This window comes from Streptomyces sp. NBC_00390 (assembly GCF_036057275.1).
Classification (GTDB): domain Bacteria; phylum Actinomycetota; class Actinomycetes; order Streptomycetales; family Streptomycetaceae; genus Streptomyces.
The window spans coordinates 5742899-5756162 of the sequence record NZ_CP107945.1; the positions used below are offsets into that span (position 1 = coordinate 5742899).

10 protein-coding genes are annotated in these 13264 nt (G+C 70.6%); 5 read left to right on the plus strand and 5 right to left on the minus strand.

Annotated elements, in window-relative coordinates:
• The first annotated feature begins 41 nt into the window (after positions 1-41).
• Both OHS70_RS25265 and OHS70_RS25270 read left to right on the plus strand, forming a co-directional pair.
• Positions 42-1424 carry a glycine--tRNA ligase gene (locus OHS70_RS25265; protein WP_328400804.1) on the plus strand — a complete coding sequence of 461 codons (1383 nt, stop codon included), beginning with the start codon at positions 42-44 and terminating at the stop codon, positions 1422-1424.
• Positions 1425-1527: 103 nt separating this feature from the next.
• Positions 1528-1734, plus strand: a complete 207-nt coding sequence (locus OHS70_RS25270; protein ID WP_328400806.1) for a hypothetical protein — start codon at positions 1528-1530, stop codon at positions 1732-1734.
• Positions 1735-1833: 99 nt separating this feature from the next.
• On the opposite strand, the gene OHS70_RS25275 is transcribed toward OHS70_RS25270, so the two are convergent.
• Complete coding sequence (locus tag OHS70_RS25275) at positions 1834-2073, minus strand: hypothetical protein (protein ID WP_328400808.1); 240 nt, start codon at positions 2071-2073, stop codon at positions 1834-1836.
• 96 nt (positions 2074-2169) lie between these two features.
• Here OHS70_RS25275 and OHS70_RS25280 point away from each other — a divergent pair, with 96 nt between their 5' ends.
• Positions 2170-2370 (plus strand): DUF6243 family protein, encoded by a 201-nt coding sequence (locus OHS70_RS25280; protein ID WP_328400810.1) that lies wholly within the window; start codon positions 2170-2172, stop codon positions 2368-2370.
• Between the two features lie 118 nt (positions 2371-2488).
• On the opposite strand, the gene OHS70_RS25285 is transcribed toward OHS70_RS25280, so the two are convergent.
• The 4 genes from OHS70_RS25285 to OHS70_RS25300 all read right to left on the minus strand — a co-directional run bounded on the left by OHS70_RS25285 (position 2489) and on the right by OHS70_RS25300 (position 8561).
• The gene (locus OHS70_RS25285; protein ID WP_328400812.1) at positions 2489-3652 is read right to left on the minus strand and encodes a hypothetical protein; all 1164 of its coding nucleotides are present in this window, start codon (positions 3650-3652) and stop codon (positions 2489-2491) included.
• Positions 3653-3680: 28 nt separating this feature from the next.
• Entirely contained in the window at positions 3681-4403 is a 723-nt protein-coding gene (locus OHS70_RS25290; protein WP_328400814.1) for a dioxygenase family protein, read from the minus strand.
• A 151-nt stretch (positions 4404-4554) separates the two neighbouring features.
• Positions 4555-7056, minus strand: coding sequence for an ATP-binding protein (locus OHS70_RS25295; RefSeq protein WP_328400816.1), 2502 nt, complete (start codon positions 7054-7056; stop codon positions 4555-4557).
• A gap of 83 nt (positions 7057-7139) precedes the next feature.
• A complete protein-coding gene (locus tag OHS70_RS25300) occupies positions 7140-8561 on the minus strand; it encodes an MFS transporter (protein WP_328400818.1) in 1422 nt (473 codons plus the stop codon).
• 77 nt (positions 8562-8638) lie between these two features.
• Between OHS70_RS25300 and dusB the strand changes: the two genes are divergently transcribed.
• Positions 8639-9862 carry a tRNA dihydrouridine synthase DusB gene (gene dusB / locus OHS70_RS25305; RefSeq protein WP_328400820.1) on the plus strand — a complete coding sequence of 408 codons (1224 nt, stop codon included), beginning with the start codon at positions 8639-8641 and terminating at the stop codon, positions 9860-9862.
• 391 nt (positions 9863-10253) lie between these two features.
• Positions 10254-12962, plus strand: a complete 2709-nt coding sequence (gene ppdK / locus OHS70_RS25310) for a pyruvate, phosphate dikinase (protein ID WP_328400822.1) — start codon at positions 10254-10256, stop codon at positions 12960-12962.
• The last annotated feature ends 302 nt before the right edge of the window (positions 12963-13264 follow it).

A 13264-nucleotide genomic window follows, 5' to 3' on the forward strand; every position in this document is an offset into this window, starting at 1 on the left:
CCCCCCAAGTCCAAATTCGTCGTCGTAATGAAGAGAGCACCGTGGCCGCCGACAAGATCGACACCATCGTCAACCTGAGCAAGCGTCGTGGCTTTGTCTACCCGTGCAGCGAGATCTACGGCGGTCAAAAGGCCGCCTGGGACTACGGGCCGCTGGGTGTCGAGCTCAAGGAGAACATCAAGCGCCTGTGGTGGCGGTACATGGTCACCTCGCGCGAGGACGTCGTGGGTATCGACTCGTCGGTGATCCTGGCCACCGAGGTCTGGGAGGCCTCCGGCCACGTCGCCACCTTCACCGACCCGCTCACCGAGTGCACCTCCTGTCACAAGCGCTACCGGGCCGACCACCTCGAGGAGGCGTACGAGGAGAAGCACGGCAAGCTCCCCGAGCACGGCCTCGCCGACCTCAACTGCCCCAACTGCGGCAACAAGGGCACCTTCACCGAGCCCAAGCAGTTCTCCGGCCTGCTCTCCACCCACCTCGGCCCCACCCAGGACTCCGGCTCGATCGCCTACCTGCGCCCCGAGACCGCCCAGGGCATCTTCACCAACTTCGGCCAGGTCCAGCAGACCTCCCGCAAGAAGCCGCCCTTCGGCATCGCGCAGATGGGCAAGTCCTTCCGGAACGAGATCACCCCGGGCAACTTCATCTTCCGCACCCGCGAGTTCGAGCAGATGGAGATGGAATTCTTCGTCAAGCCCGGCGAGGACGAGCAGTGGCACGAGTACTGGATGGAGCAGCGCTGGAACTGGTACACCGGCCTGGGTCTCCGTGAGGAGAACATGCGCTGGTTCGAGCACCCGCAGGAGAAGCTCTCCCACTACTCCAAGCGCACCGCCGACATCGAGTACCGCTTCCAGTTCGGCGGCAGCGAGTGGGGCGAGCTCGAGGGCGTCGCCAACCGCACCGACTACGACCTCAACGCGCACTCCAAGGCGTCCGGCACCGACCTGTCGTTCTTCGACCAGGAAGCCGGCGAGCGCTGGACCCCCTACGTGATCGAGCCCGCCGCCGGCGTCGGCCGCACCATGCTCGCCTTCCTCCTCGACGCTTACAACGAGGACGAGGCCCCCAACGCCAAGGGCGTCATGGAGAAGCGCACCGTCATGCGCCTCGACCCGCGCCTCGCGCCCGTCAAGGTCGCCGTGCTGCCGCTGTCCCGCAACCCGCAGCTCTCGCCGAAGGCCAAGGGCCTCGCCGCCGACCTGCGCCAGAACTGGAACATCGAGTTCGACGACGCGGGCGCCATCGGCCGCCGCTACCGCCGCCAGGACGAGATCGGCACGCCGTACTGCGTCACCGTCGACTTCGACACCCTCGACGACAACGCGGTGACCGTGCGCGAGCGCGACAGCATGAAGCAGGAGCGCGTCTCCCTGGACCAGATCCAGGGCTACCTGGGCAGCCGCCTCCTCGGCTGCTGACCGCCGCCGGCCGTTCGGCAAGAAGCCCCCGGTTCCGTACCCGGAACCGGGGGCTTCGTTGCACACTGGGCGCACGCGTACCCGCAGGCGCCAGGAGGCAAGCATGCCGTCCATGACCAGCAGCAAGGTGAGCAGATGGGACCAGCACGGACGAGAACACGTGGTGCAGGTACAGAAGGCAGGAATGCAGCGGCAGTTGACCTGCGGCACCTGCGGCTGGCGCAAGAACGCGCAGTTCCTGCCGTGGCTCAAGGCCGAGGAACACCTCACCGAGGCGCACCAGGCGACCGTGGACCCGGCAGGCGGCTGAGCCGACGCTACGCCGGACCGGTGCCGCCCGGCCCGGCCGCAAGCCCGCGCAGCAGCAGGACGCGACCGCCGCGAACTCGCCGTCGCCATCCGGCTTCTGTCACTGGGGCGCAAGGGCCGGACCGTGGAAACGGGCCGTGGCGCCGTGGACAGCACGCGCCGTGCCACTGCGTTCGACCAGCGTGAACTTCCACGCCGGCATGCCCTCTTCGACGATCTTTCGCAGCTGCTCGACTAGTTCGTGGGTGTGCCCCTCGGCGTCACCCGTGCGGCTCCGCTCTCGCGGCACGCCCGAAAACCAGGTGCTCTCGCCCCCCGGGCGCGCTAGCGTCCTGTTCATGTCTTCGTTCTTCCAGATGTACGAGTGAGAGCGCGGCGGTCATCCGTCCTCGCCTGACCATTCCCGAGTCACTTCTCACCCCGATGGGAGAACCCCGTGGCCAAGAGCCGTAACAACCTCCTCGGCGTCGGCGGGCAGCGCCGGAAGCTGTCCCGCGCCGACCAGCAGGGCAACGGCCCCGCCCGTAACAACGACCGCAAGGCGGCCGCCGGCCAGAAGCAGGACCTGCTCCGCAAGATGCGCGAGCGGGCCCAGGGCAAGGCGGACGACGAGCAGACGCCTCAGCCCGAGGCCTGAGCGCACCTGTGGGCCCGGACCGGGCCCACGACGACGCGTCGCGCGAGCGCCTGGTCCAGCTCCAGGCGCTCGCGCTCGCCGGGTGTGAGCTGCCCCGGCCGCTTCCACCCCGCCCCGGTCAGCCCTTGAAGCGGGCGGCCGCGGGGATCAGATCGCCCTTCTTGGCGATGCCGACGGTCCACAGGTCCGCGGTGCGCGGCACCGTCGCCAGTCCGCGTATCACCAGCGACGGGTCCGGAGCCTGTTCGAAGCGGCGCTGCGTGGCGTCCCAGCGCAGGGCGACGGAGACCGAGCCCTTCCCGCCCACCGCCCACAGGGTGTTGTCGCCGGAGCGGCCTGCGGCGCGCAGCCGGCCGTCGGGGATGTCCGGGGTGCTGACGGCGGTCCACTTCCTGCCGTCCCAGCGCGCGGCGAAGGGACGTTCCGAGCCGCCGGTGACGGAGCCGCCCACCGCCCACACCTCGTCGGCGGACACCGCCGTGATCCCCGCGAACCAACGATGCTCGCCCTCCTTGCCCCCCGGCGCCTCCACTCGCGTCCAGGAGGTGCCGTCGAAGTGCAGCAGCAGCGCGGTCTGTTCGGTGCCGGCGCCGGCGAACGACGAGCCTGCCGCCCAGATGTCGTCGGGTGCGACGACGGCGAGGCTGGTCAGTTCGCCCTTGCCGACATCGGGGAGGGCCTGCCTGCGCCAGGCCGAACCGTCCCACGCCTGCACGGCGGGCACACCGTTCTTGATGCCCTGCGGCACCGCACGGCCGACTGCCCAGGCCTTGCCGTCGGAGGCGATGGCCACCGCGTCGGGTGTGAGGCGGCCGCCCGGGTCGCGGTCGAAGGCGCGTGCGGTCCAGGAGGTTCCGTCCCAGTGCGCGGAGGAGGCGCCGACCGTCCAGATGTCGTCGGCCGACTTCACGGCGAGGGCCTGCGGGAAGCTGTCGGCGGGCAGGGTCGACTCCTGTTTCCAGGAGGTCCCGTCCCAGCGGAGTGCGACCGCCTCGTTCTTGATGTTGGTGCTGTCCTTCAGCCGGTAGCCGACGGCCCACGCCTGTTCGCCGTCGAGCGCGGCGACGGCGGTGAGGTCGCCTTTCTCCACCGGGGTGGGGGTGGTTGTCCACTGCCCGGCCCGCGCGGCCGCGGCCGGGGCCTCGCCCGTGCCGGAAGCGGGTCCGGCCCAGGCGCTGGCGACGACCAGGCTGCCGGTCGCGATGGCACCCGCGGCCAGTGACGCCAGCAGAGGCCGCCGCCGTACGCGCCGGTGCCGGGATGAGGTGTTCGTGTTCGTCACGGGAGTCCTTGGTGTTCGGCGGTCGGTACTAGACCGTGGTCTTGATGACGAAGTCGAAGGCGCCGGTGTAGCGGCCGTCCTGCGGGGCCGACAGCGTGATCGTGCAGGCGCTGTTGCGGAGCCGGTCCTGGGCGTTGAGCGCGGCGAAGTTGCGGCCGTAGGCCTGGGTGCCGTCGGGGAAGTAGAGCTGGGTGATCAGGACCGGTCCGCCGGGAGCCTGCACCTGGGTGTGGATGTGAGGCGCGCGGTTGCCCCAACGGCCCCAGTAGTCACGGGGGATGATCGTCTGCAGCCGGAACGCGCCCCGGTTGTCGGTGTACTGGTGGCCCCGCAGCGCGAAGCCGGACGTGTCGTAGTCGCCGTTCTGGTCGCACTGCCAGAACTCGATGAGCGCGCCCGTCACGGGGGCGCATGCGGTGTCGTAGACGACGCCGCTGAGGTCGAGGCGTACCCCGTTGATGCCGGGGGTGACCAAATTGCCGCGCTCGGGGGACTCGGGCTTGAAGAGCGGGCCTTCGGTCGCCGCCGGGGTCTCGTGACCGTCGCAGGCGGGTGTGACGGCCAGGGGACGGCCTTGCGCCCGGGCCTGCTGCACTGCGGTCATCGGGTGTGCCGCGGTCATCGGGTGTGCCGCCGCCGACGCGGCGCCGGTCGCCGCGAGCGCCGCGGCTGTCATGCCCATCGAACTGGCCCTGATGAACGTCCTGCGTGAGCTGGTGTGCCCGCCGCCGGCATCGTGGTCCTGGCGCATCGCGTCTCCTTGCCGATCGTCTGTGCGGCAGGGCATTGGGTGGGGTCAGGACCGGCACCAGGCGCACGAGTCCTCGGAATGCCCTGTTCCGAGCAGCGTGGCCGCTGCCGGGTGCGAGCGGATCGGCCGGATGACCGGCGGGTTCGGCGCGTTACGAAACCCGGGGCGGCCGCCGGCCCGCGGCGACCCGTGCTCTTTCGGCCACCCACAGGGCGATCTGGGTCCGTGACCGCATGCCCAGCTTGTCCCGCACGTGGTCGAGGTGGGTGGAGACCGTGCTCGCCGCGAGCCCGAGCCGGGACGCGATCTCGCGGTTGGTGAGCCCCTCGGCGACGAGCGCGGCCACCACCGACTCCCGTCCGGTCAGCGGAGACATGTCGCCCCGCCCGGCCGCGGGGTCCGCGGTCTCAGGCCTGTCGTCAAGGTGCAGGGCGTGGCCGATCAACTGCCGCCAGCGCAGTCGGCCGCCTTCGGCCACGGCGGCGTCACGCGCCGGCGGGGGCAGGGCGGCTTGTGCGCGTACGGCCGCCGCCTCGACCTGCCGCTGCCATGCGGCCTCGGGCTCGGTGTCGAGGCGTCGGCGTGCCTGAGCCGCGGCGGTGAGCAGCCGCAGCGAGCGTCGTGCGTCGCCCTGTTCGCCGGCCACCAGCGCCAGCCCTTCGAGCGGATAGAGCGCATGGAGGCTCTGACCCGGGACCGTGCGCAGGGCCTCGGCGAACAGTTCTTCCGCCGTGTCCAGGTCGCCGAGCGCGAGGCGTATCGCGCCGGCGGTGTGCAGTGCGGCCGACGATGCACCCCCGTCGGGCCAGGTCCGCAGCAGCGGCAGGCACAGGGACATCAGCGCGTCGCCCTCGGCCGCCTTTCCGGTGTGCAGCAGTGCCCAGGCCAGATGGTGGCGGCACCAGGCAGTGTCGCGGGGGCGGCCGAGCGGGACGACGAGGCCGAGGCACTCGGCGAAGTCGGCGACCGCGCCGGCGAAGTCGCCGCGGCACAGGTGTGCGGCGGCCCGCGCGTCAAGGGCGTTGGCGAGGGCTGCGGGGCTGTGGCCGCGGCGTTCGACGGCGACGGCCTGTTCGGCGAAGCGCAGGGCCGCGGTTCGGTCGGCCTGCCGGCAGGCGGCGCGGGTGGCGAGGGCCAGGGCAGCGCCGCCGAGGACGCCTTCGGTGTCGTCCTGGAGGATCCGGGTCAGCAGGGCGCGGGAGGCGGTGAGCTGCTCCTGCTGGTAGCGGACCCGGGCCAGCGCGAGGGCCGGCCGCAGATATGAGATGTCGCGTTCCCGCCCGGCGTGGGCGACGGCCGCCGCGAGGTTCTCCCGCTCCTCGGTCGGCGCCCCGCCCGCCTGGTCGACGAAGACCTGGTCCGCCGTCGGCGCCAGCAGCCGGGTGAGCCAGTCGACGGCACGCTGCCATGTGTCGTGCAGCTCGCCGGACTCGGTCAGACGGTCCAGGGCGTATGCGCGTACGGAGCTGAGCTGCCGGAAGCGAGCTGCTCCCGCCGCATCGCCCGGCAGCCGTACCAGCAGTGATTTGGCCTCCAGCGCGCACAGCACGCGCAGCACCTGCTGGGGTCTCAGCTCGCCGTCGGCTCCGCCGGCTGTGCACACCGCGGCCGCCCCCGTCGCGTCGAATCCGCCGACGAGGACGGCCAGCCGACGCAGGAAGGCCTGTTCCCGCGGGTCGAGCAATCGATGGCTCCAGTCGATCGCGGCCGCCAGTTCGCGGTGCCGCCCCGGACCGGTCCTGCTGCCGTCGGTGAGGAGGGAGAGCTGGTCGTCGAGACCGGTGAGGATGTCGCCGAGAGGGAGGGTTCCGGCGCGGCGGGCCGCCAGCTCGATGGCGAGCGGCAGTCCGTCGAGGCGGCGGCAGATCTCGGCCACCGTGTGGGCGTTCGACGTGTTCAGGGTGAATCCGGGTGCAGCGGTGGCGGCCCGTTCGGCGAACAGCCGGACGGCGTCGCAGTGCGGAACGGTCGCGGGGTCGTCCGGGCCGTGGGCGGGCGCCAGCGACAGTTCGGCCACACGGAACACCACCTCGCCGGGTACGCGCAGCGCTTCCCGGCTGGTGGCGAGGATCCGCAGCCGAGGGCACCGGGCAAGCAACTGGGCGGCCAGCTCGGCGCACGGCTCGGCCAGATGTTCGCAGTTGTCCAGGATCAGCAGGACCGAACCGCCGCCGAGCGCATGGACGAGTACGTCGACGCCGGTCCGCCCGCGCCGCTCGCCGACCCCGAGTGCGGCGGCGACGGCCTGCGGCAGCCGGTCGCCGTCGTGCAGCGTGTCCAGTTCGACCAGCCGCGCCCGCCTGCCGGAGGCTGCGCCGCGCAGGTGGGCGACGGTGTGGAGGGCCAGCCGTGTCTTGCCCACTCCGCCGGGTCCGGTGAGGGTCACCAGCCGCGACGACTTCAGCAGGGCGCGCAGCCGGGTCAGTTCGTCATGGCGCCCGACGAAGGAGTCCAGCGCCCGGGGGAGCCCTGCGGCCGGTGGCAACGGGCCGGCGGGATCGTCGTCGTGGCGCACCGAGCGGCGCCGGAAGGCACGCTGCCGGCAGGCGTCGGAGCAGTAGCGTGCGGGCCGTCCGCCTCTTCCCGTCCCGCTTCGCCGGCCCAGCTCGTTCCCGCACACCGCGCACGCTCGACTGCCGCTCACCCGCGGCATCCTCGCCGAGCGGGCGCGCCCTCACCACCGGGTCCGGAGAAGGGTGATCCACGCCGCATCCGGAGCCGGTCCGGCACGCGCTGTCACCGCGAGGCGGGCATCGGGTGCTCCGCGGCCGGCTCCAGCCGTTCGGCGGCCCGCTGCGCGGTCTGCTGGGCCCACCGGCCACTGGTCAGGGCCCCGGCCACCAGGATGCCCAGCCCGCATGCGGTGATGACCCACCACGCGGGACGGCTCGCGTCGACGAACCCGTCGGTGGGCGAGGAGGGGGAGACTCCGGCGGCCAGTACGGCTCCGACGACGGCGACGCCGAGGGTCTGGCCGGTCTGGCGGCTGGTCGAGGCGATCGCGGCGGCGACACCCGCCTGGGTGCGGGGCATCCCGGACACGGCGGTGTTGGTGATGGGGGCGTTGACCAGGCCGAAGCCGAGACCGAAGAGCACAAAGCCGGTGAACAGCCCGGTCGCGGTGGCCTCCGCCTCGAACGCGGCGAACATCAGGCCGCTCGCGGTCATGGCCGTGCCGGCGACGAGCAGGGGCAGCCGTGGTCCGTGGGTGCCGACCAGCCGGCCCGACAGGGGGGCGCAGACGAAGGTCATTGCGGCCATGGGCAGCATGTACAGACCGGCGTCCAGCGCCGACAGGCCGCGCACATCCTGCAGATAGAGGGTGGTGACGAACAGGAAGCCGCCGAGCGCGGCGAAGGCGAACACCGCGATCAGGTTGGCTCCGCTGAACGGCGCGGAGCGGAAGAAGCGCAGATCGATCAGGGGTTCGCGGCGTCTGGGCTCGTACAGCAGCAGACCGGCCAGGGCGAGGACGGAGACGGCTGCGTAGAGGGGGTCCGATTCGATGATCGCGTACGTCAGTGAGCCGAGGAGCGCCATGACGAGGAGCTGGCCCACCGGGTCGGCGCGGCGGGGCCGCGGGGCGCGGGACTCCGGTACGTAACGCCAGGTGAGGAGCAGGGCCGCGAGGCCCACCGGAACGTTGATCCAGAAGATCGAGCGCCAGCCGACCCCGTCGACGAGGAGACCGCCGATGAGAGGCCCGGCCGCCATCGAGATACCGACCACTCCACCCCACACGCCGATGGCGCGGGCCCGGGCGCGCGGCTCGGTGAAGGTGTTGGTGATGATCGACATCGCGACGGGATTGAGCATGGAGCCCCCGACGGCCTGCACCATGCGGAAGACGACGAGCGACTCGAGGTTCGGGGCGAGTGAGCACAGGACCGATCCGGCGGTGAAGACGACGAGCCCGGCCTGGAAGACCTTGCGGCGGCCGATGCGGTCGGCGGTGGATCCGGCGAGCATCAGCAGGCAGGCGAGGACCAGGGTGTAGGCGTCGACGGTCCACTGCATTCCGGCGACCGAAGCGTCCAGTTCGTCGCGCATGGAGGGCAGGGCGACGTTCAGGATGGTGTTGTCCAGGCTGACGATGAGCAGGCTCATACAGCAGATCGCCAGCACCAGCATGCGCCTGCGGGGACTGAGCTCCGGCATGCACGCATAGTACGGCCGACTGATCGCCGGGCCGGTAGGGCCGACTCCTGGCGCGGCGAGTGCGCGACAATGGGCGGATGACCACGTCTGCCCCGTCGACCACGCTCGCCCAGCCCGCTGTGCCGGCTGCACCTGCCACGGCCCCGGCGTCCCCGACGCTGAAGATCGGCCCCCACACGGTGCAGCCGCCGGTGGTGCTCGCGCCCATGGCCGGCATCACCAATGCGCCGTTCCGTACCTTGTGCCGCGAGTACAGCGGGGGCAAGGGGCTGTTCGTCAGCGAGATGATCACCACGCGGGCGCTGGTCGAGCGCAACGAGAAGACGATGCACCTCATCCACTTCGACGCGACCGAGACTTCGCGCTCGATCCAGCTGTACGGAGTGGACCCGGCCACCGTCGGCAAGGCCGTGCGCATGATCGCGGACGAGGACCTGGCCGACCACATCGACCTGAACTTCGGCTGCCCGGTGCCCAAGGTGACCCGCAAGGGGGGCGGTTCCGCGCTCCCTTACAAGCGGCCGCTGCTGCGCGCGATCCTGAACGAAGCGGTCTCGAACGCGGGCGGTCTGCCGGTCACGATGAAGATGCGCAAGGGCATCGACGACGATCACATCACCTATCTCGACGCGGGCCGGATCGCGGTCGAGGAGGGTGTCACGGCGATCGCGCTCCATGGGCGCACGGCGGCGCAGCACTACGGCGGCAGTGCGGACTGGGACGCCATCGCGCGCCTGAAGGAACACGTCCCGGAGATTCCGGTGCTCGGGAACGGCGACATCTGGTCGGCCGGTGACGCGCTGCGGATGGTGCGCGAGACGGGCTGCGACGGTGTGGTCGTGGGGCGCGGCTGTCTGGGGCGGCCATGGCTGTTCCAGGATCTGGTCGCCGCCTTCGAGGGCCAGGGCGCCCCCGGCGGTGCCGCTGACGGACACGGCGCGAGTCCCTCGCTGCGCCAGGTCGCCGACGCCATGGTGCGTCATGCCCGGCTGCTGGGGGAATGGATCGGCGACGAGACGCGGGGAGTGATCGACTTCCGTAAGCATGTGGCCTGGTATCTCAAGGGCTTCTCGGTCGGTTCGGAGATGCGCAAGAAGCTGGCGGTCACCTCGTCGCTGGACGAGCTGGCCGCTCAGCTGAGCGAGCTCGATCTGGGCCAGCCGTGGCCGGTGGGCGCGGACGGGCCGCGGGGGCGTACGTCGGGGAACAACCGTGTCGTGCTGCCGGACGGCTGGCTGAAGGACCCGTACGACTGCGCGGCTGTCAGCGTGGACGCGGAACTGGACACGTCGGGCGGATGAGTCAGGATCATGTACCGGATGCTGGAATTCGGCCCGCGCCTGCGGCGTGATTCTCGCCACCCTTGATAGGGGAGGTGCTCAGATGAGCGGATCGAGGGTCAGTGCACCTCTCAAAGGGTGGCACTCAGTGCCACCCGTTGAGTGTTCAACTCCTGAACTCACTTGCCGCCAAAGTCGCTCACATGAGCGCGTATGGCCACTGTTCGGTCAAGTGGCCTTCGGAGGGTGAACGGAAAACCCGTTCCAGGTGCGGACTGCGGTCACCTGTGATCTGGTGGCGGACGAGTGGTTAAGGCCGTATGACGCGCAAGTGGACGTACCCAGGTGCCTTCGATCTGGGTATGTTCCTCGCCGTCAGGGCAGCCACCGAGTCCTCGAGGAGTCGAGACCCGTGTCGGAAAACAAAGATCAGAAGTTCGTCTACGACTTCACCGAGGGCAACAAGGACCTCAAGGACCTGCTCGGCGGTAAGGGTGCGAACCTCGCCGAGATGACCAACCTCGGCCTTCCCGTCCCTCCCGGCTTCACGATCACCACCGAGGCGTGCAAGGTCTACCTCGAAAGCGGCCAGGAGCCCACCGCGCTGCGCGACGAGGTCACCGCTCACCTCGACGCCCTCGAGCAGGCGATGGGCAAGAAGCTCGGCCAGGCCGACGACCCGCTGCTGGTATCCGTACGGTCGGGCGCGAAGTTCTCGATGCCCGGCATGATGGACACCGTCCTCAACATCGGCCTCTCCGACGAGTCCGTGAACGGGCTCGCCACGCAGGCCGGCGACGAGCGCTTCGCGTGGGACTCCTACCGCCGTCTGATCCAGATGTTCGGCAAGACCGTGCTGGGCGTCGACGGCGAGCTCTTCGAGGAGGCCCTCGAAGCGGCCAAGGAGACCAAGAAGGTCACCGTCGACACCGACCTCGACGCGGCCGATCTCAAGAAGCTGGTCAAGCAGTTCAAGAAGATCGTCAAGACCGAGGCCGGACGCGACTTCCCGCAGGACCCGCGCGAGCAGATGGATCTTGCCATCCACGCGGTCTTCGACTCCTGGAACACCGACCGCGCCAAGCTCTACCGCCGCCAGGAGCGCATCCCCGGCGACCTGGGCACGGCCGTCAACGTGTGCTCCATGGTCTTCGGCAACCTCGGCCCGGACTCCGGCACCGGTGTCGCCTTCACCCGCGACCCCGCCTCCGGTCACCAGGGCGTCTACGGCGACTACCTGCAGAACGCCCAGGGCGAGGACGTCGTCGCCGGTATCCGCAACACCGTGCCGCTCGCCGATCTCGAGAAGATCGACAAGAAGTCGTACGACCAGCTGATGCAGATCATGGAGACCCTCGAGACGCACTACAAGGACCTGTGCGACATCGAGTTCACCATCGAGCGCGGCCAGCTGTGGATGCTGCAGACCCGCGTCGGCAAGCGCACCGCCGGTGCCGCCTTCCGCATCGCCACCCAGCTCGTGGACCAGGGCCTGATCGACGAGGCCGAGGCGCTGCAGCGCGTCAACGGCGCGCAGCTGGCGCAGCTGATGTTCCCGCGCTTCGACGACAAGGCCAGGACGGAGCTGCTGGGCCGCGGTATCGCCGCGTCCCCGGGCGCCGCGGTCGGCAAGGCGGTCTTCGACTCGTACACGGCCGTCAAGTGGTCGCGCTCCGGCGAGAAGGTCATCCTGATCCGCCGTGAGACCAACCCGGACGACCTGGACGGCATGATCGCGGCCGAGGGCATCCTGACCTCGCGCGGCGGCAAGACCTCACACGCCGCGGTCGTCGCCCGGGGCATGGGCAAGACCTGTGTCTGCGGCGCCGAGGACCTCGAGGTCGACACCAAGCGCCGCCGGATGACGGTCAACGGCACCGTCGTCGAGGAGGGCGACGTCGTCTCCATCGACGGCTCCACCGGCAAGGTCTACCTCGGAGAGGTGCCGGTCGTGCCCTCCCCGGTCGTCGAGTACTTCGAGGGCCGGATGCACGCGGGCGCCGACGACGCCGACGAGCTCGTCGCCGCGGTGCACCGGATCATGGCCTACGCGGACCGGGTACGCCGGCTGCGCGTACGGGCGAACGCCGACAACGCCGAGGACGCGCTGCGCGCACGGCGGTTCGGCGCGCAGGGCATCGGCCTGTGCCGCACCGAGCACATGTTCCTCGGTGAGCGCCGCGAGATGGTCGAGAAGCTGATCCTCGCCGACACGGACGACGAGCGCGAGGACGCGCTGAAGAACCTGCTGCCGCTGCAGAAGAAGGACTTCGTCGAGCTGTTCGAGGCGATGGACGGCCTCCCGGTGACGGTCCGTCTGCTCGACCCGCCGCTGCACGAGTTCCTGCCCGACATCACCGAGCTGTCGGTGCGCGTCGCGCTCGCCGAGGCCCGCAAGGACCCGCACGAGAACGACCTGCGCCTGCTGCAGGCCGTCCACCGGCTCCACGAGCAGAACCCGATGCTGGGTCTGCGCGGCGTGCGCCTCGGACTGGTCATCCCGGGCCTGTTCACCATGCAGGTGCGGGCGATCGCGGAGGCCGTGGCGCAGCGCATCGAGGCCAAGGGCGACCCGCGGGCCGAGATCATGATCCCGCTGGTCGGCACCGTGCAGGAGCTGGAGATCGTCCGCGACGAGGCCGAGCAGGTCATCGCCGAGGTCCAGGCGGCGACGGGTGTGGAGCTGAAGCTCGCGCTCGGCACGATGATCGAGCTGCCGCGCGCCGCACTGACCGCCGGACAGATCGCGGAGGCCGCGGAGTTCTTCTCCTTCGGCACGAACGACCTGACCCAGACCGTGTGGGGCTTCTCCCGCGACGACGTGGAGGCGAGCTTCTTCACGGCGTACCTGGAGAAGGGCATCTTCGGCGTCAGCCCGTTCGAGACCATCGACAAGGACGGCGTCGGCTCGCTGGTCCGCAACGCGGTGGCGGCCGGCCGGGCGACCCGGCCCGACCTCAAGCTCGGCGTGTGCGGTGAGCACGGCGGTGACCCGGAGTCGGTGCACTTCTTCCACGAGGTGGGCTTGGACTACGTCTCCTGCTCGCCGTTCCGCATCCCGGTGGCGCGCCTGGAGGCGGGCCGCGCCGCGGCCCAGTCGAGCGGCAGCGACTCCCGGTAGGACGCCGGAGCCGTCGCAGGGCTCCGGGGCCTGTCCTCCGGGACCCGGTACCACCTGACCCTCACCGGTGACCCGGTGACCCGGTGACGGCTCCGGAGCACGAAACAGGAAGGGGCGGGCGCCTTGTGCGGGGCGCCCGCCCCTTCCGCATGCTCTCGTACGGCCGGCTTCGGCCGACTTCGGTCGCCTACGGCCGGCCGCGGCGGCTGTTCCCGGCCTCGGGGCCGGGATTTACCGGGTGGTCGGTCCGCCGTTGAATCGCGGACCAGCAATGGATCCGACACGTACCTTTAACAGCAATC